At 71.5% G+C, this 25,667-nt stretch carries 22 protein-coding genes; 14 read left to right on the top strand and 8 right to left on the bottom strand.

The features are described from left to right. Window positions 1-4: 4 nt before the first annotated feature. The 3 genes from QM788_RS06630 to QM788_RS06640 all read right to left on the bottom strand — a co-directional run bounded on the left by QM788_RS06630 (window position 5) and on the right by QM788_RS06640 (window position 4,719). The gene (locus QM788_RS06630; protein ID WP_415660690.1) at window positions 5-1,564 is read right to left on the bottom strand and encodes a peptide MFS transporter; all 1,560 of its coding nucleotides are present in this window, start codon (window positions 1,562-1,564) and stop codon (window positions 5-7) included. Between the two features lie 94 nt (window positions 1,565-1,658). After that, window positions 1,659-3,872: a diguanylate cyclase domain-containing protein gene (locus QM788_RS06635; protein ID WP_415660691.1), complete on the bottom strand. Its 2,214-nt coding sequence runs from the start codon at window positions 3,870-3,872 to the stop codon at window positions 1,659-1,661. A 64-nt stretch (window positions 3,873-3,936) separates the two neighbouring features. Continuing rightward, entirely contained in the window at window positions 3,937-4,719 is a 783-nt protein-coding gene (locus QM788_RS06640) for an exodeoxyribonuclease III (protein WP_415660692.1), read from the bottom strand. A 100-nt stretch (window positions 4,720-4,819) separates the two neighbouring features. Between QM788_RS06640 and QM788_RS06645 the strand changes: the two genes are divergently transcribed. From QM788_RS06645 to QM788_RS06665, 5 genes are all read left to right on the top strand, one after another. Then, complete coding sequence (locus tag QM788_RS06645) at window positions 4,820-7,042, top strand: TonB-dependent receptor (RefSeq protein WP_415660693.1); 2,223 nt, start codon at window positions 4,820-4,822, stop codon at window positions 7,040-7,042. 20 nt (window positions 7,043-7,062) lie between these two features. Continuing rightward, window positions 7,063-8,010, top strand: coding sequence for an alpha/beta fold hydrolase (locus QM788_RS06650; protein ID WP_415660694.1), 948 nt, complete (start codon window positions 7,063-7,065; stop codon window positions 8,008-8,010). Continuing rightward, window positions 8,007-8,978, top strand: coding sequence for a nucleoside hydrolase (locus QM788_RS06655; RefSeq protein WP_415660695.1), 972 nt, complete (start codon window positions 8,007-8,009; stop codon window positions 8,976-8,978). Before QM788_RS06650 ends, QM788_RS06655 begins: the two co-directional genes overlap by 4 nt. 76 nt (window positions 8,979-9,054) lie before the next feature. Beyond that, window positions 9,055-9,729 carry an orotate phosphoribosyltransferase gene (gene pyrE, locus QM788_RS06660; RefSeq protein ID WP_415660696.1) on the top strand — a complete coding sequence of 225 codons (675 nt, stop codon included), beginning with the start codon at window positions 9,055-9,057 and terminating at the stop codon, window positions 9,727-9,729. Continuing rightward, entirely contained in the window at window positions 9,729-10,421 is a 693-nt protein-coding gene (locus QM788_RS06665) for a hypothetical protein (protein WP_415660697.1), read from the top strand. Before pyrE ends, QM788_RS06665 begins: the two co-directional genes overlap by 1 nt. Before the next feature lie 36 nt (window positions 10,422-10,457). Here QM788_RS06665 and gatB read toward each other — a convergent pair whose 3' ends face one another. Genes gatB through gatC form a run of 3 tightly spaced genes read right to left on the bottom strand, consistent with a single transcriptional unit; the run spans window position 10,458 to window position 13,692 of the window. Continuing rightward, window positions 10,458-11,906, bottom strand: coding sequence for an Asp-tRNA(Asn)/Glu-tRNA(Gln) amidotransferase subunit GatB (gene gatB / locus QM788_RS06670; RefSeq protein WP_415660698.1), 1,449 nt, complete (start codon window positions 11,904-11,906; stop codon window positions 10,458-10,460). Between the two features lie 2 nt (window positions 11,907-11,908). Beyond that, window positions 11,909-13,396, bottom strand: coding sequence for an Asp-tRNA(Asn)/Glu-tRNA(Gln) amidotransferase subunit GatA (gene gatA / locus QM788_RS06675; RefSeq protein ID WP_415660699.1), 1,488 nt, complete (start codon window positions 13,394-13,396; stop codon window positions 11,909-11,911). Further along, the gene (gatC, locus tag QM788_RS06680; RefSeq protein WP_415660700.1) at window positions 13,393-13,692 is read right to left on the bottom strand and encodes an Asp-tRNA(Asn)/Glu-tRNA(Gln) amidotransferase subunit GatC; all 300 of its coding nucleotides are present in this window, start codon (window positions 13,690-13,692) and stop codon (window positions 13,393-13,395) included. The genes gatA and gatC overlap by 4 nt, the downstream gene beginning before the upstream one ends. 212 nt (window positions 13,693-13,904) lie before the next feature. Between gatC and QM788_RS06685 the strand changes: the two genes are divergently transcribed. The 5 genes from QM788_RS06685 to rodA all read left to right on the top strand — a co-directional run bounded on the left by QM788_RS06685 (window position 13,905) and on the right by rodA (window position 19,702). Beyond that, window positions 13,905-14,948, top strand: coding sequence for a rod shape-determining protein (locus tag QM788_RS06685; RefSeq protein WP_415660701.1), 1,044 nt, complete (start codon window positions 13,905-13,907; stop codon window positions 14,946-14,948). A 61-nt stretch (window positions 14,949-15,009) separates the two neighbouring features. Then, window positions 15,010-16,011 carry a rod shape-determining protein MreC gene (mreC, locus tag QM788_RS06690; RefSeq protein ID WP_415660702.1) on the top strand — a complete coding sequence of 334 codons (1,002 nt, stop codon included), beginning with the start codon at window positions 15,010-15,012 and terminating at the stop codon, window positions 16,009-16,011. After that, window positions 16,008-16,529 (top strand): rod shape-determining protein MreD, encoded by a 522-nt coding sequence (gene mreD / locus QM788_RS06695; protein WP_415660703.1) that lies wholly within the window; start codon window positions 16,008-16,010, stop codon window positions 16,527-16,529. The genes mreC and mreD overlap by 4 nt, the downstream gene beginning before the upstream one ends. A gap of 12 nt (window positions 16,530-16,541) precedes the next feature. After that, entirely contained in the window at window positions 16,542-18,554 is a 2,013-nt protein-coding gene (gene mrdA, locus QM788_RS06700) for a penicillin-binding protein 2 (protein ID WP_415660704.1), read from the top strand. Then, window positions 18,551-19,702 carry a rod shape-determining protein RodA gene (gene rodA / locus QM788_RS06705; protein WP_415660705.1) on the top strand — a complete coding sequence of 384 codons (1,152 nt, stop codon included), beginning with the start codon at window positions 18,551-18,553 and terminating at the stop codon, window positions 19,700-19,702. The genes mrdA and rodA overlap by 4 nt, the downstream gene beginning before the upstream one ends. Here the strand turns inward: rodA and QM788_RS06710 are convergent. Both QM788_RS06710 and QM788_RS06715 read right to left on the bottom strand, forming a co-directional pair. Further along, on the bottom strand, window positions 19,692-21,209 hold the full coding sequence (locus QM788_RS06710; protein ID WP_415660706.1) for a sensor histidine kinase: 1,518 nt from the start codon (window positions 21,207-21,209) through the stop codon (window positions 19,692-19,694). The two genes, rodA and QM788_RS06710, sit on opposite strands and share 11 nt — an antisense overlap. Before the next feature lie 3 nt (window positions 21,210-21,212). Continuing rightward, window positions 21,213-21,884 carry a response regulator gene (locus QM788_RS06715; protein WP_415660707.1) on the bottom strand — a complete coding sequence of 224 codons (672 nt, stop codon included), beginning with the start codon at window positions 21,882-21,884 and terminating at the stop codon, window positions 21,213-21,215. A 176-nt stretch (window positions 21,885-22,060) separates the two neighbouring features. On the opposite strand from QM788_RS06715, the gene recA reads away from it, so the two are divergent. From recA to sucC, 4 genes are all read left to right on the top strand, one after another. Next, entirely contained in the window at window positions 22,061-23,098 is a 1,038-nt protein-coding gene (recA, locus tag QM788_RS06720) for a recombinase RecA (RefSeq protein WP_415660708.1), read from the top strand. Window positions 23,099-23,120: 22 nt separating this feature from the next. Further along, window positions 23,121-23,699, top strand: a complete 579-nt coding sequence (locus tag QM788_RS06725; protein WP_415660709.1) for a regulatory protein RecX — start codon at window positions 23,121-23,123, stop codon at window positions 23,697-23,699. A 206-nt stretch (window positions 23,700-23,905) separates the two neighbouring features. Continuing rightward, window positions 23,906-24,478, top strand: coding sequence for a DUF2889 domain-containing protein (locus QM788_RS06730; RefSeq protein WP_415660710.1), 573 nt, complete (start codon window positions 23,906-23,908; stop codon window positions 24,476-24,478). Between the two features lie 25 nt (window positions 24,479-24,503). Next, window positions 24,504-25,664: an ADP-forming succinate--CoA ligase subunit beta gene (gene sucC, locus QM788_RS06735; protein ID WP_415660711.1), complete on the top strand. Its 1,161-nt coding sequence runs from the start codon at window positions 24,504-24,506 to the stop codon at window positions 25,662-25,664. The last annotated feature ends 3 nt before the right edge of the window (window positions 25,665-25,667 follow it).

Here is a 25,667-nt window from a genome sequence, read left to right on the forward strand (position 1 = left end):
AGCCTCAATGCACGCCGTGCATCCACTTCCTCATCAGCGGCGTCAGCGCCATCAGGATGACGCCGGCGCCGATGGGGATGATCGTGAAGATCAGGAAGAACACCGACATCGAGTAGGTCGACGAGATCTGGTCGATGTAGGCGCCGGTGGAGCCGGCGATCTTGTTGGCGATGGCGGCGTTCAGGAACCACACGCCGAACATCAGGCCCAGCAGCCGCGTCGGCGCGAGCCGAGAGATGTAGGACAGGCCCACCGGCGACAGGCACAGCTCGCCCATCGTGTGCAGCAGGTAGGCCAGCGACAGGAAGACCATGCTGACCTGCGCCGTCTTGGCGCCCTGCGGGATGCCCGCCGCGCCATAGGACAGCACCGCGAAGCCCAGCCCCAGCAGCACCAGGCCGGTGCCGAACTTGACCGGGCCGGACGGGTTCCAGTGCTTCTCCCACATCTTGGAGAACATCGGCGCCAGGATGACCAGGAAGAAGGAGTTCAGCACGCCGAACCAGGTGGCCGGCACCTCGCTCTGGTCCATGCCGAACTCGCGGCCCAGCATCCACAGGCTCAGGCCCCAGACGATGGCGAAGGCCGCGGCCAGCGACAGGTTGGCCAGCGCGTAGCGGCCGCCGGTGGCGCGGTAGAGCCTGAACAGCAGCCAGGTCAGGATGCCCGCGGGCACCAGCGTCATCGCGGTGTTGACGATCTTGAAGACCAGGCCGCTGGTACCGACCAGCGCGCGGTCGGTGTAGTCGGCCGCGAAGATGGTCATCGAGCCGCCGGCCTGTTCGAAGGCGAACCAGAAGAAGATCGTGAAGAAGGAGAACACGAAGATCGCCTTCAGCCGGTCGGCGACGACGTGCTGGGGCGTGTCGTCCAGCGCCTGCCGCTCGGCCTTGGCGGCGGCGTCGGCCTTGTCGCCGATGCGGCCGAAGACGCCCTGGCTGAGCCAGAACTGGATCGCGCCCAGGATCATGAACACGCCCGCCAGGCCGAAGCCGAGGTTCCAGGACACCTTCTCGCCGATGTAGCCGCACAGCGAGATGCCGAAGAAGGCGCCCGCGTTGACGCCCATGTAGAACAGCGTGTAGCCGCTGTCGCGGGCGTTCTCGTTGTCCTTGCCGTAGAGCTGGCCGACGATGGCCGAGATGTTGGGCTTGAACAGCCCGGTGCCGAGCACCACCAGCCCCAGGCCCAGGTAGAACGTCGGCACCGTCTCCATGAAGAGGGCGATGTGGCCGGCCGCGATGATGAAGCCGCCCAGCAGCACCGAGCGGCGCGTGCCCAGCAGCCGGTCGGCGATGTAGCCGCCCAGGATGGGCGTCACGTAGGCCAGGCCGGTGTACCAGCCGTACAGGCTGGTCGCGTCCGCGCGGCTCCAGCCCCAGCCGCCCTTGCTGGCCTCGGTGATCAGGAACAGCACGAGCAGCGCCCGCATGCCGTAGTAGGAGAAGCGCTCCCACATCTCGGTGAAGAAGAGCACGAAGAGCTGGTGCGGCTGGCCCAGGATCTGGGCGCCGCCCGGGGCGTGGGCGGCCGGGTAGGCCGTCGGGGTGGACGAGGTGGTCACGTGGTTCGTTCCAGGGTGGACTCGGGGGCGCGGGCGGTGGCCCGCAGGAAGCGGCGCGGATTGTCCCGTCCGCGATGGCGCCATCAGGGTCGGGTTAGCCCCGACGCGCCATGACTTGTGGCAGGGGCGGCCCGCCCTCGCCGGCCCCCGCCCAGCGGTCGCGGCCCTGCTGCTTGGCGCGGTAGAGCGCCCGGTCGGCCAGCGCCAGCACCTCGGTCCAGTCGCGGGCGGCGTGCGCCGGGAAGACCGCCCAGCCCACCGAGCCGCTGACCGCCAGCGCGCGGCCGCCGTGCAGCGGGAACGGCCGCTCGCGCAGCACCTGGCACAGGCGCTCGGCGATCTGCGCGGCGGCGGCGGCCGGCGGGCGGCGCGCCACCAGCAGGAACTCCTCGCCGCCCCAGCGCACCAGGTGGTCGGCGGCGCGCTTGACCTCGCCCAGGCGCTGCGCGACCTGCTGCAGCACCTGGTCGCCCGCGTCGTGGCCGTGCTCGTCGTTGATGCGCTTGAAGTGGTCGATGTCGATCAGGAAGAAGGCCAGCCCCTCGTTCTGGCCGGCGGCCGCGTGGCGGCGCGCCAGCGCCACGTCGGCCTCGATGTGCTGCAGCAGGTAGCGGCGGTTGCGCAGGCCGGTCAGCGGGTCGGTGAGGCTGGCCTCGTTGAGCGCCTCGTTGGCCAGGCTGAGCGCCCGGTTGCTGAGTTCGAGCGCGGCCGTGCGCTCGGCGACGCGCTGCTCCAGCGTCTCGTTGGCGACCTGCAGCGCCTCGCAGGACTGGCGCGTGCGGCGCGCGCTTTCGAGCTGGTTGGCCAGCGCCGCGAGGTGGGCGGCGAACAGCACCTCGTCGCGGCTCCAGCCGCCTTCCTGGCCGCGGCGCAGCGCCAGCAGCAGCCCGGCCAGCCGGCCCTGCTGGCGCAGCGGCACCTCGATGGCGGCGTTCAGCCCGAGCGCGGCCAGCGTGGGCGCGAGGTCGAGGAAGTCCGGGTGGTTGTGCAGGTCGTGTAGCGCGCGCAGCTCGGAGCGGTCGTCGAGCCGGCACTGCACGACGGCCACGTAGCGCGCCGCCAGCGCGGCGTCGGCGTCGCCCGCGCGGGCCGCGCAGTGCGGCGACGGCGCTTGCTCGTCCCACTCCCACAGCATCAGCGCGTCGGCGTGCAGGATGTCGCGGCCGGACGCGCAGAGCCGGGCCAGGCTGCCGGCCTTGTCGGTGTCCAGCCGCTGCAGCTCCTCGCTGAGCAGCAGCAGCCGCTCCAGCGGCGGACGCTCGCTGAGGTCGTGCTGGCGCAGCGCCTCTAGGTTCTCGACGACGTGCAGCTGCCGCAGCACCTCGGCCTGCAGCTGCATGGCGGCGCGCGTGTGGCCCAGCGCGGCGGCGAAGTCGCCGGTGCGCTCGTGCAGCCGCGCCAGCGCCTCGTGGCATTCCATCAGCTGGCGGCGCGCGCCGGTGCGCTGCGCCTGCTGCAGCGCGCGCTCGTAGGCGGCCTGGGCCTCGGGCAGCCGCCCCTGCCGCTGCAGGATGTCCGCCAGCGTGCGGTGCGCTCCGCCCAGCAGCCAGCCGTTGCCGGCGGCCCGGGCCAGGCGCAGCGCCAGCTGGGCCTCGTCCAGCGCCTCGTCGAGCCGGCCTTGCAGCAGGCCGAGGTCGGCCAGCTGCCAGCCGCTCTCGGCGACGTAGTGGCGCACGCCGCCGCGCCGGGCGGTGGCGTGGGCGTGCCGCAGCTGGCTGCGCGCGGCGTCCAGCTCGCCGAGGGCGCGCAGGTTCACGCCCTGGTTGATGGCGGCCTTGCTGACGAGGTAGTCGTCCTGCAGCGCGTCGGCCAGCGCGCGGGCGTCGCCGTGCAGCCGGGCGGCGCGCTGGCGGTCGCCCATCGCGTCGTGGACCTGGCCCAGGCCGATGCGGGCCTCGATCTCGGCGTCGGTCGCGCCGCACAGCCGGGCGACGTCCAGCGCCAGCGCCCAGCGCTGCACGGCGTCCTGGTAATCCGCATGGGCATAGGCGATGCGGCCGACGGCGCACAGCAGGCGGGCGTTCTCCGGGTGCCAGCCCTGCGCGCGCGCCTGGGCCTGGGCGTCCAGCAGCCCGGCCAGCAGCTCGGGCCCGCGGCCCAGCACCTCCAGGCAGCAAAAGCGCGCATGCAGCAGGCCCAGCCGGGTGCGCCCCAGCGCCTGCGCGCGCGGGTCGTCCAGCAGCGTGCCGAGCAGCGCACCCAGCAGCTTGGGGTGGCGCCAGCGCACGCCCGCCACCCAGCGCCACGCGGCGTGCTGGTGCTGCGGCGAGCCGGGCGACTCGATGAGCTGGCGCAGCGGGCGGGACATGCGCCGCATTCTGCGGGGGCGCGCCGCGCCCGGCACGGGCCGGGCGGGTGCCGGATGCGCAGTTTTACAGCTTGAAGTCGTAGTCGATCGTCAGCGGCGCATGGTCGCTGAACAGCTCGCCGGTGTAGATGGACTCGGCGCGGGCCAGCGCGGCCAGGCCGGGCGTGGCGAGGTGGTAGTCCAGCCGCCACCCGACGTTGTTGGCGCGCGCGTTGCCGCGGTTGCTCCACCAGGTGTATTGCTCGGCCCGGTCGTTCAGCGTGCGGAACACGTCCACCAGGCCGCCTTCGTCCAGCAGCCGGGTCATCCAGGCCCGCTCCTCGGGCAGGAAGCCGCTGTTCTTCTGGTTGCCGCGCCAGTTCTTCAGGTCGATTTCCTTGTGCGCGATGTTCACGTCGGCGACCAGGATGAACTCGCGCTCGGCCTTGAGCGCCAGCAGGTGCGGGTAGATCGCGTCCAGGAAACGGTACTTGACCGCCTGGCGCTCCTCGCCGCTGCTGCCGCTGGGGAAGTAGACGCTGATCAGGCTGAGCTTGCGGCCGGGCTTGTCGAAGCGCTTTTCCACCCAGCGGCCTTCCTGGTCGAACTCGGGGAGCTCCAGGCCGGTGACGACGTCGCTGGGCGCCTCGGCGGTGTACAGGCCGACGCCGGAGTAGCCCTTCTTCTCGGCGTAGTGGAAGTGGCCGTCGAGCCTGTCGCAGCGGCGGAACTTGTCCTCCACGACGTCCGCCTGGGCCTTGAGCTCCTGCACGCCCACGGCGTCGGCCCGCTGCCGGTCCAGCCACTCGAAAAAGCCCTTGCTGGCGGCGGAACGCACGCCGTTGAGGTTGGCGGTGATGAAACGCATGCCGGCGCGGCCCCCGAAAGAAAGTGAAGGCCGGAGTATCCCAGCGGGGCCGGGCCCGCATCTTGCTAGACACCGGCGATCCCCCCTCCAGGAGCCGCCGATGCGCCCGCCCGAAGCCCTGTCCTCCCGCCGCCCGCAGCCGCTGGCGCGGGCCGTCGTCCTGATCCTCGCGGCCTGGCCCGCCGTCCAGGCCGGGGCCCAGGCCCAGGACAAGGCGCAGCTCGGCACGGTGGTCGTCACCGCCGAGCGCAAGCAGGAGAACGCCAAGGACGTGCCCGTCTCGGTGACGCTGATGAAGCCCGAGCAGCTGGAGGCGATCGCCACCTCGGGCCAGGACGTGCGCGTGCTGGCCGCCAAGGTGCCCAGCCTGAACATCGAGTCGTCCAACGGCCGCACCTTCCCGCGCTTCTACATCCGCGGCTACGGCAACACCGACTTCTCGACCTACGCCTCGCAGCCGGTCTCGCTGGTCTACGACGACGTGGTGCAGGAGAGCGCGATCCTGAAGGGCTTCCCGATCTTCGACCTGGAGAACGTCGAGGTGCTGCGCGGCCCGCAGGGCACGCTGTTCGGCCGCAACACGCCGGCCGGCGTCGTCAAGTTCAGCTCGGCCAGGCCGTCGCTGGACGGCACGGAGGGCTATGTGAACCTGTCCGCGGGCACGCATTCGACGTTCAACGCCGACGCCGCCGTCAACCTGCCGCTGGGCACGGCCTGGGCGCTGCGCGTGTCGGCGCTGGCGCAGCACCGCGGCGACTGGGTGACGGTCCGCAGCGCCGACCCCGCCAACCTCTACAACGGCCGCAAGACCGAGGGCTACGACGATCGCGCCGCCCGCGTGCAGCTGCTCTACCGGCCCGACGCCCGCTTCAACGCGCTGTTCAACCTGCATGCCCGCGACCTGGACGGCAGCGCCCGCGTGTTCCGCGCCAACATCATCAAGCAGGGCACGAACGACCTGGTCGACGGCTTCGACCCCAAGACGGTCGCCACCAACGGCGCCAACACCCAGCAGTTCCGCTCCTGGGGCGGCAGCGCCAACCTGAGCTGGGACCTGGGCGACCACAGCCTGCACGCGATCACCGGCTACGAGGCCATCGGCAAGTACTACACCCGCGGCGACATCGACGGCGGCGACGCGACCAACACGCCCTTCCCGGTCGAGACCGCCGGCGGCGTCAAGGACCACGGCCAGTTCAGCCAGGAGCTGCGCATCGCGTCGAAGTTCAAGGGCCCGCTGAACTACCAGGCCGGCGTCTACTACTTCAACGAGTCGCTGCAGGGCGAGAGCTACGGCTACAACAGCGCCACCGCCGCGCAGACCAGCTACACGCTGTCGCGCCAGAAGAACGACGCCTGGGCCGTGTTCGGCTCGCTGGCCTACGACCTGAGCGCCGACCTGAAGCTGCGCGCCGGCCTGCGCTACACCCGGGACGAGAAGCGCTTCGACATGCGGGACGGCTTCGCCGACCCGCGCAGCAAGGCCATCTCCGGCGCCAAGGCCACCGGCGACCTCAGCCTGAACTACCGGGTGAGCCCTGACACCAGCGTCTACGCGCGCGTCGCCACGGGCTTCCGCGGCGCCAGCTTCGGCACGCCCACCAGCGGCCAGGACCTGACGTCCGCCAACCCCGAGACCAACACCTCCTACGAGGCCGGCGTCAAGGCCGACCTGCTGGAGCGCCGCGCCCGGCTGTCCTTCAGCGTGTTCAGCTACGACGTGAAGAACCAGCAGCTCACGGCCGTGGGCGGCGCGTCCAACGTCACCGCGCTCATCAACGCGAAGAAGTCGCACGGCCAGGGCTTCGAGTTCGAGGGCGAGGCGCTGCTCACCCGCGACTTCCGCGTGTCGCTGGGCGTCAGCTACAACGACACGAAGATCGAGGACCCCTCGCTGCGCGTGCCCGTCTGCGGCAGCGGCAAATGCACGCCGCTGGACCCGATCAGCACCATCGGCACCGGCCGCTACGCCAGCATCGACGGCAACCCGCTGCCGCAGGCGCCCAAGTGGATCACCACCGCGACCGCCCGCTGGGGCATCCCGCTGGCCAACGGCGACGAGCTCTACCTCTACACCGACTGGTCCTACCGCAGCAAGATCAACTTCTTCCTGTACGAGTCGGTCGAGTTCACCGGCAAATCCCTGCTCGAAGGCGGCCTGAAGCTCGGCTACAACTGGGGCGGCGGGCAGTACGAGGCCTCGCTGTTCTGCCGCAACTGCACCGGCCAGGTCCGCGCCACCGGCGGCATCGACTTCAACAACCTGACCGGCTTCATCAACGACCCGCGCACCGTCGGCGCCCAGTTCCGCGCCAACTTCTGACCGCAAGGAAAGCCCGCCCGATGACCCCCACCCGCCGCCAACTGCTGACCCTGGCCGCCGCCACCACGCTCGCCGGCCCCGCGCCTGCCGCCCGCGCGGCCAGCGCCACCCCCCGGCTGCCGGCGCAGAAGAGCCTCCAGCTCTTCGGCGCGACCCTGCGCTACCACGAGCTCGGCCGCCCCGGCGCCGGCAAGCCGACGCTGGTGCTGCTGCACGGCCTGGGCAGCAGCGCCGCCGGCGACTGGGGCCAGGTCATGCCCCAGCTGGCCCGCACCCACCACGTGCTGGCGCCGGACCAGCTGGGCTTCGGCCAGTCCGACAAGCCCTTCATCCAGTACGGCATCCAGACCTGGGTGGACTTCCTCGGCGAGTTCCTGCGCGAGAAGCGGGTGGCCGACGGCTTCCAGCTGATGGGCGAATCGCTGGGCGGCTGGATCGCCGCGCAGTACACGCTGCAGGCGCTGCGCGGCGAGGCGGCCGGCGAGAGCTTCACGCTGCGCAAGCCGGGCCGACTGGTGCTGGCCGACGCGGCCGGCTTCCGCGAGGTGATGGCCGCGCAGTTCGAGAAGCCCGCGCCCGGCAAGGGCGGCGCCGGCCCCAGCCTGGCCGGCCAGAAGGCGCTGCTGGCGCGCATCTTCCGCGCGCCGGCCTTCAACACCGAGGCCGCCATCCGCAACGGCCTGGGCTGGAGCATCTCCAAGGGCGACAGCTTCACCATCGCCGCCGTCCACGCCAACCCGGCCATCCTGAACGAGGCCATCGACGGCCAGCTGGCCGGCATCACCATCCCGACGCTGGTGGTCTGGGGCCAGCACGACGAGCTGATCCCGCTGGCGCTGGGCGAGCGCTACGCGCGCGAGATCCCGGGCGCGCGGCTGGTGGTCGTGCCCGAGGCCGGCCATGCGCCGATGATCGAAACGCCGGCCGCCTTCCTCGCCGCGCTGGGCGACTTCCTGACCCGCCCGTGAGGCCGCGCCGCCCCCTGGCCGTCCTCGCGGCGCTGCTGCTGGCCGCGGCGGCCCGGGCCGCCCCGCTGCCGGTCGTCGTCGACCTGGACATCGGCGACGACATCGACGACGGCTTCGCGCTGGCGCTGGTCCTGGCCAGCCCGGCGCTGGAGGTGCGGGGCATCACCACCGCCTGGGGCGACACCGCGCTGCGCGCCCGGATGGTGCGGCGCCTGCTCCAAGAGAGCGGCCGCGAGGGCATTCCGGTGCATGCCGGCCTGCGCACGGCCAGCCAGATCGCCTTCAGCCAGGCGCGCTGGGCCGCCGGCCCGCGCCTGCCCGGCGCGGCCGAAGCGCCGCCGCCCGGGCCCGCGCAGCCGGACGCGGTCGAGTTCCTGCTCCGGCAGGCGCGCCGGCAGCCGGGGCAGGTCACGCTGCTGGCGCTGGGGCCGTTGACCAACGTGGCCGCGGCGCTCCGGCGCGACCCGCAGGGCTTCCGGCAGTTCAAGCAGGTGGTGCTGATGGGCGGCTCGGTGCGCGCGGGCTACAGCAAGTCCGACTACCGGCCGGCGCGGCCGCCGGACCGCGAATACAACATCGTCGCGGACACGCCGGCCGCGCAGGCGCTGTTCGCGTCCGGCGTGCCCCTGGTCATGATGCCGCTGGACGCCACCGCGCTGCGCCTGGACGACCAGAGGCGCGCGGCCCTCTTCAGCCACGGCTCGACGCTGACCGACGCGCTGGCGCTGATGTACCTGCAGTGGACCCACGCCGACCAGCCCTGGGCCAGCGCGACGCCGACGCTGTTCGACGTGGTGCCGGTGGCCTGGCTGCTCGACCCGGCGCTGTGCCCGACCACGCCGCTGCGCATCGAGGTCGACGCCGAGGGCTACACCCGCGAGGCGGCGGGCGCGCCCAATGCCGCCGTCTGCCTGGCGGCCGACAAGCCCCGGGTGCTGGAGCGGCTGATGCAGGCCTTGCTGCGCTGATTCCGGGGGCCGGGAAATCCGGCCGCAAAGCCTTCCTACAATCGCGGGCACCAGGCCAGCTCGCCGCCGCCCCGCCATGACCGCTCCCGCCGCCGCTTCCGACGCCCTCGCCCAGTCCTTCGTCGCCTTCGCCGTGGAGGCCGGCGTGCTGCGCTTCGGCGAGTTCAAGACCAAGGCCGGCCGGCTCAGCCCCTACTTCTTCAACGCCGGGCTGTTCGACGACGGCGCCAAGCTGGGCCGCCTCGCCGGCCTGTACGCGGAGCGGCTGATCGCGTCGGGCCTGGCCTTCGACATGATCTTCGGCCCGGCCTACAAGGGCATCACGCTGGCCGCCGCGGTGGCGGTGGAGCTGGCCCGGCGCGGCCGCAACGTGCCCTTCGCCTACAACCGCAAGGAGGCCAAGGACCACGGCGAGGGCGGCACGCTGGTCGGCGCGCCGGTGGCGGGCCGCGTGCTCATCATCGACGACGTGATCTCCGCCGGCACCTCGGTGCGCGAGTCCATCCAGATGATCCAGGCCGCCGGCGCCGCGCCCTGCGGCGTGGCCATCGCGCTGGACCGCCAGGAAAAGGCGGCCGAAGGCGGCGTGGACAGCCCGCAGTCCGCCGTGCAGCAGGTGCAGCAGCGCTACGGCCTGCCCGTGGTCGCCATCGCCGGCCTGGCCGACCTGCTGGCCTTCCTGGACGGCGCGCCCGAGCTGGCCGCCCACCGCCCGGCCGTGCTGGCCTACCGCGAGCGTTACGGGGTCTGATGCGCACGCCGGTCGTCGCCGCCAGCCTGCTGCTCGCCACCGCCGCCTGGGCCCAGGACGGCCTGCCGGGCAAGGGCATCTACGCCTGCACGACCGCCGACGGCCGGCGGCTGACCAGCGACCGCCCCATCCCCGAATGCACCGCGCGCGAGCAGCGCGTGCTCAACACCGACGGCTCGCACCGCGCCACGCTGCCGCCCTTCCTCAGCCCCGAGGAGCGCGCCGCCAAGGAGGCCGCCGACCGCCGTGCCGCGGCCCTGCGCATCGCCCAGCAGGACGCCATCCGCCGCGACCGCACGCTGATGCTGCGCTACCCCAACGAGGCCGCCCACCAGCGCGCGCGCCACGGGGCGCTGGACGACGCCAGCAAGGCGCTGAGGCTGTCGGAGCGCCGCATCAAGGACCTGGGCACCGAGCGCAAGCCGCTGACCGACGAGGCCGAGTTCTACGAGGGCCGGCCGCTGCCGGCCAAGCTCAAGCAGGCGCTGGACGCCAACGACGCCGCCGTCGAGGCGCAGCAGCAGCTCATCGAGAACCAGAAGGCCGAGCTGGTGCGCATCAACGCGCGCTTCGACGCCGAGCTGGCCCGGCTGCGCAAGCTGTGGGCGGGTGCCGCCCCGGGGTCGCTGCCGCCGCTGGAAGAGCTGCCCCGGACCCTGCCGCCCGCCACGCCCAAGCCAGCCGCCAAGTAGCCGGCGGCGGGCCAGGCCCGGCCGGCCGCCCCGGGCTCAGCCCAGCTTCTTCTTCAGCAGCTCGTTGACCAGCGCCGGGTTGGCCTTGCCCTTGGTCGCCTTCATCGCCTGGCCGACCAGCGCGTTGAAGGCCTTGTCCTTGCCGGCGCGGTACTCGTCCACCGACTTCGGGTTGGCGGCCAGCACCTCGTCGAGGATGGCCTCGATGGCGCCGGTGTCGCTGACCTGCTTCAGGCCCCGGGCGTCGATGACCGCGTCAACGTCCGTCGCTTCGCCGCTCCACAGCGCCTCGAACACCTGCTTGGCGGCGTTGTTCGAGATGGTGCCGTCGCTGATGCGGGCGATCAGCGTCGCCAGCAGCGCCGGGCCGACCGGCGCGGCGCCGATGTCGATGCCCTCGCTGTTCAGCCGCTTGCTGACCTCGCCCATCACCCAGTTGGCGACCAGCTTGGGCACCGCGCCCGCGGCCTTGGCGGCCTCGTAGTAGCGGGCCGTGGCCAGGCTCTGCGTCATCATGGTCGCGTCGTAGGCGGGCAGGCCGTCGGCGCTCTCGAAGCGCGCCGCCATCACGGCTGGCAGCTCGGGCATCTCGCCCTTCACGCGCGCCACCCACTCGGGCGCGATGACCAGCGGCGGCAGGTCGGGGTCCGGGAAGTAGCGGTAGTCGGCCGAGTCTTCCTTGCTGCGCATCGCGCGGGTCTCGCCGGTGTCCGGGTTGTAGAGCACGGTCGCTTGGCTGATTCGGCGGCCGTCCTCGATCTCGTCGATCTGCCAGTTGACCTCGTAGTTCACCGCGTCCACCAGGAAGCGGAAGCTGTTCAGGTTCTTGATCTCGCGCCGCGTGCCGAAGGGCTCGCCGGGCTTGCGCACCGACACGTTCACGTCGCAGCGGAACGAGCCTTCCTGCATGTTGCCGTCGCAGATGCCCAGCCACATGACCAGCGCGTGCAGCGTCTTGGCGTACTCGGCCGCCTCGGCGGCGGAGCGCATGTCGGGCTCCGAGACGATTTCCAGCAGCGGCGTGCCGGCGCGGTTCAGGTCGATGCCCGACTGGCCGTGGTAGTCCTCGTGCAGGCTCTTGCCCGCGTCTTCCTCCAGGTGGGCACGGGTCAGGTTGACGACGTGCTTGCGGTCGCCGACGAAGAACTCCACCTTGCCGCCCTGCACCACCGGGATCTCGAACTGGCTGATCTGGTAGCCCTTGGGCAGGTCCGGGTAGAAATAGTTCTTGCGCGCGAAGATGGACAGCGGCGCCACCTTGGCGCCCACGGCCAGGCCGAAGCGGATCGCGCGCTCGACGGCCGCGCGGTTCAACACCGGCAGGGTGCCGGGCAGCGCCAGGTCCACCGGCGAGGCCTGGGTGTTGGGCGCGGCGCCGAACGCGGTGGAGCTGCCGCTGAAGATCTTGCTCTGCGTGGAGAGCTGGACGTGGTTTTCGAGGCCGATGACGACCTCATAGCCGCGGATGAGTTGAGAAGTTGGCATATTCAGAGTCCCGAGGGCGCGGCGCGGTGCCAGTCGGTGGCTTGCTGCAGCGCATGCGCGGCATGCAGCAGCCGCCCTTCCTGGAAGTAATTGCCGATCAGCTGCAGGCCCACCGGCATGCCGCCGTCGCCCAGGCCCACCGGCACGCTCATGCCGGGCAGGCCGGCCAGCGAGCCGGGCAGCGTGAAGATGTCGGCCAGGTAGGCCTGGGTCGGGTCGTCCGCGCCGGTGCCGGCCGCCCAGGCGACGGTGGGCGCCACCGGGCCGGCGATCAGGTCGCACTGCGCGAAGCACTGCTGGAAGTCGTCCGCGATCATGCGGCGCAGTTTCTGGGCCTGCAGGTAGTAGGCGTCGTAGTAGCCGTGCGAGAGCACGTAGGTGCCGATCATGATGCGGCGCTTGACCTCGGCGCCAAAGCCTTCGGCGCGGGTCTTCTTGTACATGTCGAGCAGATCGTCGTACTTGGCGGCACGATGGCCGAACTTGACGCCATCGAAGCGCGACAGGTTCGAGCTGGCCTCGGCCGGCGCGATGATGTAGTAGACCGGGATGGCCAGCTCGGTACGCGGCAGGCTCACGTCCACCAGCGTCGCGCCGAGCTTCTCCAGCTCGGCCAGGCCGGCGCGCACGGCGGCGTTCACGTCGCCCGACAGCGCTACGGGGAAGAACTCGCGCGGCAGGCCGATGCGCAGGCCCTTCAGCGGCTGGGCGGCGGTGGCGCCCTCGCGGGCCGCCAGCATCTGCGCATGGAAGTCCTGCGGCGGCTGGTTGACGCTGGTCGCGTCGCGCTCGTCGAAGCCGCTCATGCTGGACAGCAGCAGCGCGCAGTCCTCGGCCGAGCGGGCCATCGGGCCGGCCTGGTCCAGGCTGGACGCGAAGGCGATCATCCCGTAGCGCGAGCAGACGCCGTAGGTCGGCTTGATGCCGGTGATGCCGGTGAAGCTGGCCGGCTGGCGGATCGAGCCGCCGGTGTCGGTGCCGGTGGCGCCGGGCACCAGGCGCGCGGCCACGGCCGCCGCCGAGCCGCCGGACGAGCCGCCCGGCACGCGCGCCGCGTCCCACGGGTTGCGCGCCGGGAACCAGGCGCTGTTCTCGTTGGCCGAGCCCATCGCGAACTCGTCGCAGTTCAGCTTGCCCAGCGACACGGCGCCGGCCGCGTTCAGCCGGGCCACCACGGTCGCGTCGAACGGGCTGCGGTAGCTGGCCAGCATCTTCGAGCCGGCCGTGGTGGGCATGTCGGCGGTGACGTAGACGTCCTTGTGCGCGATCGGCACGCCGGCCAGCGCGCCGGCCGTGCCGGCCGCGAGCTGCGCGTCGGCCGCGTCGGCCCGGGCCAGCGCGCCGTCGGCGTCGACGTGCAGGAAGGCGCCCAGCGCCTCGTGCGCGGCGATGCGGCTCAGCAGCGCCTGCGTGGCCTCGCGGCTGGACAGCGCGCGGCTTTTCAGGGCAGCGGCCAGCTCGGCCACGCCCATGTCGTGAACGGGCTTCATTCGATGACCTTGGGAACGAGGAAGAGGCCGTCCTCGACGGCCGGGGCGCTGCGCTGGTTCAGCTCGCGCTGGTTGCTCTCGGTGACGGCGTCGTCGCGCAGGCGCAGCTGCACCTGCTGGATGGCCGACAGCGGCGTGTACAGCGGCTCGACGCCGGCGGTGTCGACGGCGCCCATCTGCGCGACGATCTCGAAGAAGTCGTTCAGGTTGCCGAGCAGGCTGGCGGACTCGTCCGGCCGCAGCTCCAGGCGGGCCAGGTGGGCGATGCGGCTCACGTCGTCTGGGGTGAGGCTCATGGTGCGTTTTCAGGTGTAAGGATTGAGCCGAAAAGCCAATGCAGACGGGCTCAAAACAGAGGTGATCGGTTATTATCGCCGCCCATCTTCATGGCCTTCGAGGCTGCCCTCCGGCGATGCCAGGCGTCGCCGCCCGGGCGGCCTCTCGGCTTTCCAGCCCCCCCGATTTCGAGCCGCGCCGCGCCGGCGAGGCTCCTCCCGCGCCCCCCACCATGTTCGCCTCCCTGCGCCGCTACTTCTCGACCGACCTGGCCATCGACCTCGGCACCGCCAACACCCTGATCTACGTACGCGGCAAAGGCATCGTGCTGGACGAGCCCTCGGTGGTGTCGATCCGCCACGAGGGCGGCCCCAACGGCAAGAAGACCATCCAGGCCGTCGGCCGCGAGGCCAAGGCCATGCTGGGCAAGGTGCCCGGCAACATCGAGGCGATCCGCCCGATGAAGGACGGCGTGATCGCCGATTTCGTCGTGACCGAACAGATGATCAAGCAGTTCATCAAGATGGCCCACGACAGCAAGACCTTCAAGCCCAGCCCGCGCATCATCATCTGCGTGCCCTGCGGCTCCACGCAGGTCGAGAAGCGCGCGATCCGCGACGCGGCGCTGGGCGCGGGCGCCAGCGAGGTCTACCTGATCGAGGAGCCCATGGCCGCCGCGATCGGCGCCGGCCTGCCGGTGTCCGAGGCCTCGGGCTCGATGGTGGTGGACATCGGCGGCGGCACGACCGAGGTGGGCGTCATCTCGCTGGGCGGCATGGTCTACAAGGGCAGCGTGCGCGTCGGCGGCGACAAGTTCGACGAGTCCATCATCAACTACATCCGCCGCAACTACGGCATGCTGATCGGCGAGCAGACCGCCGAGGCCATCAAGAAGAACATCGGCTCGGCCTTCCCCGGCTCCGAGGTCAAGGAGATGGAGGTCAAGGGCCGCAACCTCGCCGAGGGTGTGCCGCGCAGCTTCACGATCTCGTCCAACGAGATCCTGGAAGCACTGACCGACCCGCTGAACCAGATCGTCTCCGCCGTCAAGAACGCGCTGGAGCAGACGCCGCCCGAGCTGGGCGCCGACATCGCCGAGCGCGGCATGATGCTGACCGGCGGCGGCGCGCTGCTGCGCGACCTGGACCGCCTGCTCGGCGAGGAGACCGGCCTGCCGGTGCTGGTGGCCGAGGACCCGCTGACCTGCGTCGTGCGCGGCTGCGGCATGGCGCTGGAGCGCATGGAGCGCCTGGGCTCGATCTTCACCTCCGAGTGATGCCGCACCCGGCCCGGGGCGGCCCGGCGCCCGGCTGAGTCCCCACCCTCGCCCGTTCCCGATGCCCCTCGGCACCCTCGACCGCTCCCCGCCGCCGTTCTTCCGCCAGGGTCCGTCGGCGCTGACCAAGCTCGCGCTGTGCTCGGCGCTGGCGCTGCTGCTGATGGTGGCGGACACGCGCTTCAAGCTGATGCAGCCCGCCCGCGCCGCGCTGGCGCTGGTGCTGCAGCCGGTGCAGCGCCTGCTGCTGGCGCCGGTGGACGCCTGGGAGACGGCCGGCGGCTACCTGCGCGGCACGCAGCGCGCGATGGCCGCGGAGGACCTCGCCCGGCGCCAGCTCAGCGCGCAGGCGGAGCGCCTGTCGCGCGCGGCGGCGCTGCAGGCCGAGAACGACCGGCTGCGCCGGCTGCTGGGCCTGCAGCCATCGCTGACCGTGCCGGCGCTGGCCGCCGAGATCCTGTTCGAGGCGCCGGACCCGTTCTCGCGCCGCGTCGTCATCGACCGCGGCACGACCCAGGGCGTGGCCGCCGGCTCGCCCGTCATCAACGATGCCGGCGTGCTGGGGCAGGTGACGCGCGTGTACCCGCTGTCCGCCGAGGTGACGCTGCTGACCGACAAGGACGCCGCCATCCCGCTGCTGAACGCGCGCACGCAGATGCGCAACGCCGCCGCCGGCCGCGCGGACGGCGCCGGCATGGAGCTGCGCTTCGTGACCGCCAGCGCCGACGTGCAGGTGGGCGACCTGATGACCACCTCGGGCCTGGACGGCGTCTACCCGCCGGGCCTGCCGGTGGCCCGGGTCAAGGCGGTGAGCCGGCGCGGCGACTCCAGCTTCGCGCAGGTGCTGCTGGCGCCCATCGCCCAGCCCGACGGCGCCCGCCACGTGCTGGTGCTGCAGCCCATGGACCGGCACCTCGCGGCCAAGCAGGAGGCCGAGGCGGTCGCCGCGGCGGAGGCGGCGTCGGCGGCCGAGGCGAAGGCGGCGCTGCGCACCGCGAAGAAGGAGGAGCGCGCCGCCAAGGCGGCCGCGAAGGCGTCGGCGGCCACGGGAGGCTCGCCATGATCATGCCGCGCGCCGCCGAGAAGCTGCTGCTTCCCGCCAACCCCTGGTTCATCGCCTTCACGCTGGCCGTGGCGCTGATGATCGACATGGTGCCGGTCGGCCGCGTCGCCGCGATGCCGGACGCGCTGGCCGTCGTGCTGGTGTTCTGGGGCGTGCACCAGCCGCGCCGGGTGGGCGTGCTGTGGGCGTTCGCGTTCGGACTGCTGGTGGACGTGCACGACGGCGCGGTGCTGGGCCAGCACGCGCTGGCCTACAGCGCGCTGAGCTTCGGCGCCATCTCGCTGCACCGCCGCCTGCCGTGGTTCAGCATCGGCGCGCAGACCATCCAGGTGCTGCCGCTGTTCTTCGCCGCCCATGTGCTGGCGCTGGCGGTGCGCATGGCGGTCGGCGGCATGTGGCCGGGCTGGAGCGTGCTGCTGGCGCCGGTGTTCGAGGCCGCGCTGTGGCCGCTCGCCAGCCTGCTGCTGCTGGCGCCGCAGCGGCGCGCGCCCGACCGCGACGCGCACCGCCCTCTGTAAGCCCGGGTCCACGTGCTCGTCCTCAAGAACCTCCACCAGGAGCTGTCGCGCTTCCGGCTGCGCGTGCTGGCGGCGGGCGCGTTCGTGCTGTTCTGCTTCGGGCTGCTGGTGGCGCGGCTGGTGTGGCTGCAGGTGGTGCAGCACGACAGCTTCGCCGAGCGCGCCGAGTCCAACCGCATCGCCATCGTGCCCATCGTGCCCAACCGCGGGCTCATCAAGGACCGCAACGGCGTCGTGCTGGCCAGCAACTACTCGGCCTACACGCTGGAGATCAACCCCGAGAAGGTCGCGGACCTGGACGCCACCATCGAGGCGCTGGGCCAGCTCATCGACATCCAGCCCCGCGACCGGCGCCGCTTCAAGCGCCTGGCCGACGAGGCCAAGCACACCGACTCGCTGCCCATCCGCACCAAGCTGACGGACGAGGAGGTGGCCCGCTTCACCGCGCAGCGCTACCGCTTCCCGGGCGTGGAGATCAAGGCGCGGCTGTTCCGCTCCTACCCGCTGGGCGACATCGGCGCCCACCTGATCGGCTACATCGGCCGCATCAACCAGGCCGAGAAGAAGGCCATGGACGACTGGGAGGAGGAAGACCTCGCCAACTACCGCGGCACCGAGTACATCGGCAAGCTGGGGCTGGAGCAGGCCTACGAGCGCGAGCTGCACGGCACGACCGGCTTCGAGCAGGTGGAGACCAGCGCCGGCGGCCGCGCGGTGCGCCGGCTGGACCACCGGCCGCCCACGCCCGGCAACACGCTGAACCTGTCCATCGACATCAAGCTGCAGGCGCTGGTGGAGCAGCTGTTCGGCGAGCGGCGCGGCGCGCTGGTGGCCATCGACCCGCGCAACGGCGAGGTGCTGGCCTTCGTCTCCAAGCCCACCTTCGACCCCAACCTGTTCGTCGACGGCATCGACGCGGACAGCTGGCGCGAGCTCAACGAGGACATCGACAAGCCGCTGCTGAATCGCGCGCTGCGCGGCACCTACCCGCCGGGCTCGACCTTCAAGCCGCTGATGGCCATGGCCGCGCTGAACAGCGGCAAGCGCGCGCCGGGCACGGTCATCATGGACAACCTGACCTACAGCTTCGGCGGCCGCAGCTTCGGCAGCCCGGAGACCGACCGGCCCGGCCCCAAGGACATGCGGCTGGCCATCGTGTCGTCCAGCAACGTCTACTTCTACAGCCTCGCCAACGAGATGGGCGTGGACCTGATCCACGACGAGCTGGAGCCGTTCGGCCTGGGCCGCAAGACCGAGATCGACATGCTGGGCGAGGTGACCGGCGTGCTGCCGTCCACCGACTGGAAGCGGCGCCGCTTCAACCAGAAGTGGTATGCCGGCGAGACCATCTCGCTGGGCATCGGCCAGGGCTACAACAACTTCACGATGCTGCAGATGGCCAACGCCTACGCCACCATCGCCTCGGGCGGCCAGCGCTTCAAGCCGCGCCTGGTGCGCGAGATCGAGGACGTGGTGAAGCACGAGCGCCGCCGCGTCGCCAGCGACGCGCTGGAGCCGCTGCCGCTGCGGCCCGCCGACGTGGCCGTCATCCAGAACGCGATGACCGGCGTGACGCAGGAAGGCACCGGGCGCCAGGTGTTCGCCAACGCGCCCTACCTGAGCGGCGGCAAGACCGGCACCGCCCAGGCCGTGGGCCTGCGGGCGGGCGAGCGCTACAGCGCCATCAAGGCCGACGAGCGCAAGCGCGACCACTCGCTGTACGTCGGCTTCGCGCCGACCGGCCAGCCCCGCGTCGCGCTGGCCGTCATCGTCGAGAACGCCGGCTGGGGCAATGCCTCGGCCGCGCCGATCGCGCGCCGCGTGTTCGACTACCTGCTCGCCGACATCTACCCCAGCGAGGAAGACATCGCCAAGACCCAGCTCGGCCAGACCTTCGCGCCGATCGGCACGCCGCGCCGCGCGGCCGACGTGCCGCTGCCCGGCCAGGGCGCCCCGGCCGCCGCGGCATCGGCCGCCTCCGCGGCGGGCTCGGCGCCGGCACCCGCGTCAGGAGCCTCACGATGACCGTCATCGCCCGCGCGCCGCTGCTGAGCCGCCTCAAGCCCTGGCTCAGCGGCTTCGACCTGCCGCTGCTGCTGGCCATCGGCTGGCTGTGCGGCTGGGGGCTGCTGTGCATGTACTCCGCCGGCTTCGACCACGGCACCCGCTTCGTCGACCACGCGCGCAACATGGCGCTGGGCCTGGGGCTGATGTTCATCGTCGCCCAGGTGCCGCCGCAGCGGCTGATGGCGGTGGCGATCCCGCTGTACGCGGCGGGCGTGGCGCTGCTGCTGGCCACCGCCGCGTTCGGCATCACCAAGAAGGGCGCGACGCGCTGGCTCAACGTGGGCATCGTCATCCAGCCGTCGGAGCTGCTGAAGATCGCCACGCCGCTGATGCTGGCCTGGTGGTTCCAGAAGCGCGAGGGCATCCTGCGCTGGCCGGACTTCATCGCCGCGTTCGGCCTGCTGCTGCTGCCCTTCCTGCTGATCGCCAAGCAGCCCGACCTGGGCACCAGCCTGCTGGTGCTGGCCGCGGGGCTGTACGTGATCTTCTTCGCCGGCCTGCCGTGGAAGCTGATCGTGCCGGCCTTCGTGCTGGCTGCCGCCGGCATCACCGCGCTGGTGGCGAGCGAGGACCGCATCTGCGAGCCCGACGTGGCCTGGCCCGTGCTCAAGGAATATCAGAAGCACCGCGTCTGCACGCTGCTGGACCCGTCGAAGGACCCGCTGGGCAAGGGCTTCCACATCATCCAGGGCGAGATCGCGATCGGCTCCGGCGGCGTGACCGGCAAGGGCTTCATGCAGGGCACGCAGACCCACCTGGAATTCATCCCCGAGCGCACGACCGACTTCATCTTCGCCGCCTTCGGCGAGGAGTTCGGCCTGGCGGGCGCGCTGGCGCTGATGGCCGGCTTCACGGCGCTGATCTTCCGCGGGCTGGTGATCGCCTCCGACGCGCCCACCCTCTTCAGCCGCCTGCTGGCCGGCGCGGTGACGCTGTCCTTCTTCACCTATGTGTTCGTCAACATGGGCATGGTCAGCGGCATCCTGCCGGTGGTGGGCGTGCCGCTGCCCTTCATCAGCTACGGCGGCACGGCCATGGTGACGCTGGGGCTGAGCCTGGGGCTGCTGATGTCGATCGCGCGGGCGCGCAAGCTGGTCAAGACGTAGCGGCCGTGGCCGCCGCCGGGAAGCGCACCGTGAAGCGTGCCCCCGGCCCCTGGCCGTCGGGCGATTCGCCCCCGGCCGCGCGGCGCACGCGGGTGTCGTCCAGCGCCAGCTCGGCGTCGTGCTGCTGCACGATCTCGCGCACGATGGCCAGGCCCAGACCCGAGCCCTCCGCGCCGCTGCCCAGGGCCCGGTAGAACGGCTGGAACACCTTCTCGCGCTCGCCCGGCGCGATGCCCGGCCCGGTGTCCTCCACCTGCAGCACGACGACCTGGCCGAACGGGTCCTCCACCACCCGCACCGTCACCAGCCCGCCGGCTGGCGTGTACAGCAGCGCGTTGTCGACCAGGTTGCGGATCAGCTCGCCCAGCAGCACCGGCTGGCCCTGCACGCGCAGCCGGCTGGCGTCCGGCAGCACGCCGTCGTAGCCCAGGTCGATGCGCCGCTCCAGCGCGCGCGGCACGAAGTCGCGCACGGTGTCGATGGCGATCTCCGCGAGGTTCAGCGGCTCGCGCCGCATGGCCTGCTCGGCGTCCTCCGCGCGCGCCATCGCCAGCAACTGGTTGACCATGTGCGCCGCCCGCTCGCTGGCGCGGGCGATGTGCGCAAGCGAGCGCTTCAGCTCGTCGGGCGACGCGCGGCCGGCGTCGATCTCGCGCTGGATCAGCTCCGCCTGCGTGCGCAGCCCGGCCAGCGGCGTCTTCAGCTGGTGCGCCGCGTCGGCCAGGAAATGCTTCTGCCGGCTCATCGACGAGTCCAGTCGCGCCAGCAGGTCGTTGATGGCCTGCACCAGCGGCGCCACCTCGTCGGGCACGCGCTGCTCGTCGATGGGCGACAGGTCCGAGCTTTCGCGCGAGCGGATGCGCCGCTGCAGCTCGTTCAGCGGCGCGATGCCGCGCGCCAGCGCCAGCCACACCAGCAGCACCGCCAGCGGCAGGATGACGAACTGCGGCAGGATGACGCCCTTGATGATCTCGTTGGTCAGCCGCGCGCGCTTGCCCAGCGTCTCGGCCACCTGCACCAGCATCGTCCGGCCCGCGCCGGGCGTGCCCTCCGGCGCCACCCACAGGTAGGCCACGCGCACCGCGTCCGCGCCCACCTCGTCGTCGCGGAAGTGCAGCTCCCCCGGCACCGGCGGCGCGTCCTCGGTGGGCACCGGCAGCGTCGCGTCGCCGCTGAGCAGTTCGCCGCGCAGGCCCAGCACCTGGTAGAAGACCGTGTCCGACGCATCCGCCCGCAGCAGCGCCGCCGCCTCGGGCACCAGCGCGTAGCGGTCGCGCACCCGGCCCGGCCCGGCCGGCGCCGACGCGGCCGCCGCCGCCACCTGCAGCCCCAGGCTGCGCGCCACCTCGCCCAGCTCACGGTCATAGGGCCGGCCGGCGATGCCCTGCGCCACCAGCCAGGTCAGCGCCACGCTGATCGGCCAGATCAGCAGCAGCGGCGCGAGCATCCAGTCCAGGATCTCGCCGAACAGCGAGCCCTGCTGGCGGCTGCCGTCGTTGCCCGGCATCGGCTACGAGGGAATCTTTTCCAGGCAGTAGCCCAGGCCGCGCACGGTGGCGATGCGGATCGGCCCCTGCTCGATCTTCTTGCGCAGCCGGTGGATGTAGACCTCGATCGCGTTGTTCGAGACCTCCTCGCCCCACTCGCACAGCCGCTCCACGAGCTGGTCCTTGCTGACCAGCCGCCCGGCGCGCTGCAGCAGCACCTCCAGCAGCGACAGCTCGCGCGCCGACAGCTCCAGCATCTGCTCGTGGATGTAGGCCACGCGGCCGGTGGCGTCGAAGCTCAGCGGCCCGTGCTTGATGACGCTGCTGGCCGTGCCCAGGCCGCGCCGGGTCAGCGCCCGCACGCGCGCCTCCAGCTCCTGCAGCGAGAACGGCTTGGCCATGTAGTCGTCCGCGCCCAGGTCCAGCCCCTTGACGCGCTGCTCGACGCTGTCCGCCGCCGTCAGGATCAGCACCGGCATCGTCGAGCCGCGCGCGCGCAGCTTGCGCAGCACCTCCAGCCCGTGCAGCCGCGGCAGGCCCAGGTCCAGGATGACCAGATCGAACTCGTGCGTCGCCAGCGCCGTGTCGGCCTCCGTGCCGCTGCTCACGCGGTCCACCGCATAGCCCGACGCCCGCAGCGCACGCAACAGGCCATCGGCCAGCACTTGGTCGTCTTCGGCAATCAGGATGCGCATGTCTCTTGTCTCCTGGGCGGATGTTAGGCGCTGCCGTTCTGGCTCACCCCATGAGCCACCAGGCGCCTACGATGCTCATCAATCCTGATCCGGCGACCGCCGCGGATCGGGTGGACAAAACTACTGTACAAACATACAGATTGCCCCATAATTCACCCATACCCACGGAGATTCGCATGGACGCCCCGGTCAAAGCCCTGAACACCGAAAAAGCCAAGGCCCTGCAGGCCGCCCTCGCCCAGATCGAAAAGCAGTTCGGCAAGGGCTCCATCATGCGGCTCGGCGAAGGCGAGGCGCTGGAGGACATCCAGGTCGTCTCCACCGGCTCGCTGGGCCTGGACATCGCCCTGGGCGTCGGCGGCCTGCCGCGCGGCCGCGTCATCGAGATCTACGGCCCCGAGTCCTCCGGCAAGACCACGCTGACGCTGCAGGTCATCGCCGAGATGCAGAAGCTGCAGGGCGTCTGCGCCTTCATCGACGCCGAGCACGCGCTGGACGTGCAGTACGCGCAGAAGCTCGGCGTCGACCTGACCGATCTGCTCATCAGCCAGCCCGACACTGGCGAGCAGGCGCTCGAAATCGTCGACGCGCTGGTGCGCTCCGGCTCGGTGGACCTGATCGTCATCGACTCCGTCGCCGCGCTGACGCCCAAGGCCGAAATCGAAGGCGAGATGGGCGACAGCCTGCCCGGCCTGCAGGCCCGGCTGATGAGCCAGGCGCTGCGCAAGCTGACCGCCACGATCAAGAAGACCAACTGCACCGTCATCTTCATCAACCAGATCCGCATGAAGATCGGCGTCATGTTCGGCAGCCCCGAGACGACCACCGGCGGCAACGCGCTGAAGTTCTACGCCTCCGTGCGCCTGGACATCCGCCGCATCGGCTCGATCAAGAAGGGCGACGAGGTCATCGGCTCCGAGACCAAGGTCAAGGTCGTCAAGAACAAGGTCAGCCCGCCTTTCAAGACGGCCGAGTTCGACATCCTCTACGGCGAGGGCATCAGCCGCGAGGGCGAGATCGTCGACATGGGCGTCGTCGCCAAGGTCGTCGACAAGTCCGGCGCCTGGTACGCCTACCAGGGCGAAAAGATCGGCCAGGGCAAGGACAACGCCCGCGAGTTCCTGCGCGAGAACCCCGACATTGCCCACGAGATCGAGAACAAGATCCGGGAATCACTGGGCGTCGCGCCGCTGAACGCCCCGGCAGCGGAATGAGCCCGGCAGCGGCCCGCCAGCCATGGCGCGTGCGCCCCTGTCGCTGAAGGCCCGGGCCATCGGGCTGCTGGCCCAGCGCGAACACAGCCACACGGAACTGCGGCGCAAGCTGCTGCGCATCGAGCAGCAGCGCCTGCGCGCCGCCGCCGTGTCGGCCGCAGCAGCTGCGGCCCGCGGAGAAGCCGGTGCCGGCCTTGACGACGCCCCCGGCCCGCGGCCCGAGGCCGAGGAAGCCGACGCCGACGCCGACGCCGACGACGCCGGCAGCGCCGCCGCCACCGTGGACGCGCTGCTGGCCACGCTCGCCGCCGATGGCCACCTCGACGACGCCCGCTTCGTCGAATCCCGGCTGCACCTGCGCGCCGGCCGGTTCGGTGCGCAGCGCATCCAGCAGGAGCTGGCCCGGCACGGGCTGAGGCTGGGCGCCGACCAGCAGGCCGCGCTGCGCGCCACCGAGCTGGAGCGCGCCCGCGAGGTGTGGCTGAAGCGCTTCGGCCCCGAGCCGGCGCAGGACGCCACCGAGCAGGCGCGCCAGGCCCGCTTCCTGCTGGCCCGCGGATTCGCCGCCGACGTCGTGCGGCGACTGCTGCGGGCGGCCTGAAGCCCTGCCCCACGGCACCCGGCCGGCCCCAGGGCGATGTCACCCCGGGCGCAGGGGCGGGGCGACCCTCCGTGCTACATTGCCGCCTGCCCAAAAACGGCGGTTCGTCCGGTCGCCAGCCCCAGCCTCTTCCGGCACGGCGGCGGTGGCGCCGGTGCACCACCGTCCCGGCAACGGCCGGGTTGATTCGCCCCATCCCCCTTCGCATGCCCGCCGCCCACCCGTCCATCACGCGCCGCCCGCTCCATCGCCGCGCCCTCGATGTGCAGGTGTTCATGCGCGATGACGGCCTGTTCGACGTCGAAGCCAGCCTCACCGACACCAAGTCGCACGACGTGCCGCTGGCCGGCGAAACGCGCCGGGCCGGCGACCCGATCCACCAGATGCGCCTGTACCTGACCGTCGACGCGACCTTGACGATCACCGCCGCCACGTCCGACACGCTCTGGATGCCCTACGCCGGCGCCTGCGACCGGCACGGCGATGCCTATGCCCGGCTCGTCGGCCTGAACCTGATGAAGGGCTTCCGCCAGGCCGTCAAGGAGCGCCTGGGCGGCACGCGCGGCTGCACCCACATCACCGAGCTGTGCCAGGTGGTGCCGACGGCCGTCCTCCAGGCGCTGGCCGGCGCCGTCATCGACACGCGCGAGGGCGACGCCGACGGCAACCCGCCCTTCCAGCTCGACCGCTGCCATGCGCTGAAGCGCGACAGCGCCACCGTCGCCAAGTTCTACCCCCGCTGGCATCTGGCCCCAGAGCCGGCCCCGACCGCTTCCTGACTTCCCCGACCCGAAAGACCCAGCCATGAAAATCCACGAATACCAGGGCAAAGAAATCCTGCGCCAGTTCGGCGTGCCGGTGCCGCGCGGCATCCCGGCCTTCACCGTGCAGGAAGCCGTCGAAGCGGCGCAGAAGCTGGGCGGCCCGGTCTGGGTCGTCAAGGCCCAGATCCATGCCGGCGGCCGCGGCAAGGGCGGCGGCGTCAAGGTCGCCAAGACCATCGACGACGTGAAGGCAAAGTCCGAGGCCATCCTGGGCATGCAGCTCGTGACGCACCAGACCGGCCCCGAAGGCCAGAAGGTGCGCCGCCTGTACATCGAGGACGGCGCCGACATTGGCAAGGAGTTCTACATCTCGCTGGTGACCGACCGCGCCACGCAGAAGGTTGCGCTGATCGCGTCCAGCGAAGGCGGCATGGACATCGAAGAGGTGGCCCACAGCACGCCCGAGAAGATCATCACCGAGATGATCGACCCGCTGACCGGCATCACCGCCGAGCAGTCCAGGAAGGTGGCCGCGGCCATCGGCATGGAAGGCCACACGGTGGACCAGGCCGTCGACCTGTTCGCCAAGCTCTACAAGTGCTACATGGACACCGACGCGGCGCTGGTGGAAATCAACCCGCTGAACCGTGACAGCAAGGGCAACCTGATGGCGCTGGATGCGAAGTTCAACTTCGACGCCAACGCGCTGTTCCGCCACCCCGAGATCGTCGCCTACCGCGACCTCGACGAAGAAGACGCGGCCGAGATCGAGGCCTCCAAGTTCGACCTGGCCTACATCAGCCTGGACGGCAACATCGGCTGCCTGGTGAACGGCGCCGGCCTGGCGATGGCGACGATGGACACCATCAAGCTGTTCGGCGGCGAGCCGGCCAACTTCCTGGACGTCGGCGGCGGCGCCACGGCCGAGAAGGTCACCGAGGCCTTCAAGATCATGCTGAAGAACCCGGAAGTGAAGGGCATCCTGGTCAACATCTTCGGCGGCATCATGAAGTGCGACACCATCGCCGAGGGCGTCATCAGCGCCTGCAAGGCCGTGAACCTGAGCGTGCCGCTGGTCGTGCGCATGAAGGGCACCAACGAAGAGCTGGGCAAGAAGATGCTGGCCGAATCCGGCCTGCCCATCATCGCGGCCGACACGATGGCCGAAGCGGCCACGAAGATCGTCGCCGCCGTCAAGTAAAGC

The organism is Roseateles sp. (assembly GCF_047654785.1).
GTDB lineage: Bacteria > Pseudomonadota > Gammaproteobacteria > Burkholderiales > Burkholderiaceae_C > Pelomonas.

What these genes read in the sequence shown, in the direction of transcription:
- QM788_RS06635 (WP_415660691.1), bottom strand. Translation starts at nt 3,872, where the DNA reads ATGTCCCGCCCGCTGCGCCAGCTCATCGAGTCGCCCGGCTCGCCGCAG.
- QM788_RS06640 (WP_415660692.1), bottom strand. Translation starts at nt 4,719, where the DNA reads ATGCGTTTCATCACCGCCAACCTCAACGGCGTGCGTTCCGCCGCCAGC.
- QM788_RS06645 (WP_415660693.1), top strand. Translation starts at nt 4,820, where the DNA reads ATGCGCCCGCCCGAAGCCCTGTCCTCCCGCCGCCCGCAGCCGCTGGCG.
- QM788_RS06650 (WP_415660694.1), top strand. Translation starts at nt 7,063, where the DNA reads ATGACCCCCACCCGCCGCCAACTGCTGACCCTGGCCGCCGCCACCACG.
- pyrE (WP_415660696.1), top strand. Translation starts at nt 9,055, where the DNA reads ATGACCGCTCCCGCCGCCGCTTCCGACGCCCTCGCCCAGTCCTTCGTC.
- QM788_RS06665 (WP_415660697.1), top strand. Translation starts at nt 9,729, where the DNA reads ATGCGCACGCCGGTCGTCGCCGCCAGCCTGCTGCTCGCCACCGCCGCC.
- gatB (WP_415660698.1), bottom strand. Translation starts at nt 11,906, where the DNA reads ATGCCAACTTCTCAACTCATCCGCGGCTATGAGGTCGTCATCGGCCTC.
- gatA (WP_415660699.1), bottom strand. Translation starts at nt 13,396, where the DNA reads ATGAAGCCCGTTCACGACATGGGCGTGGCCGAGCTGGCCGCTGCCCTG.
- gatC (WP_415660700.1), bottom strand. Translation starts at nt 13,692, where the DNA reads ATGAGCCTCACCCCAGACGACGTGAGCCGCATCGCCCACCTGGCCCGC.
- QM788_RS06685 (WP_415660701.1), top strand. Translation starts at nt 13,905, where the DNA reads ATGTTCGCCTCCCTGCGCCGCTACTTCTCGACCGACCTGGCCATCGAC.
- mreC (WP_415660702.1), top strand. Translation starts at nt 15,010, where the DNA reads ATGCCCCTCGGCACCCTCGACCGCTCCCCGCCGCCGTTCTTCCGCCAG.
- mreD (WP_415660703.1), top strand. Translation starts at nt 16,008, where the DNA reads ATGATCATGCCGCGCGCCGCCGAGAAGCTGCTGCTTCCCGCCAACCCC.
- rodA (WP_415660705.1), top strand. Translation starts at nt 18,551, where the DNA reads ATGACCGTCATCGCCCGCGCGCCGCTGCTGAGCCGCCTCAAGCCCTGG.
- QM788_RS06710 (WP_415660706.1), bottom strand. Translation starts at nt 21,209, where the DNA reads ATGCCGGGCAACGACGGCAGCCGCCAGCAGGGCTCGCTGTTCGGCGAG.
- QM788_RS06715 (WP_415660707.1), bottom strand. Translation starts at nt 21,884, where the DNA reads ATGCGCATCCTGATTGCCGAAGACGACCAAGTGCTGGCCGATGGCCTG.
- recA (WP_415660708.1), top strand. Translation starts at nt 22,061, where the DNA reads ATGGACGCCCCGGTCAAAGCCCTGAACACCGAAAAAGCCAAGGCCCTG.
- QM788_RS06725 (WP_415660709.1), top strand. Translation starts at nt 23,121, where the DNA reads ATGGCGCGTGCGCCCCTGTCGCTGAAGGCCCGGGCCATCGGGCTGCTG.
- QM788_RS06730 (WP_415660710.1), top strand. Translation starts at nt 23,906, where the DNA reads ATGCCCGCCGCCCACCCGTCCATCACGCGCCGCCCGCTCCATCGCCGC.
- sucC (WP_415660711.1), top strand. Translation starts at nt 24,504, where the DNA reads ATGAAAATCCACGAATACCAGGGCAAAGAAATCCTGCGCCAGTTCGGC.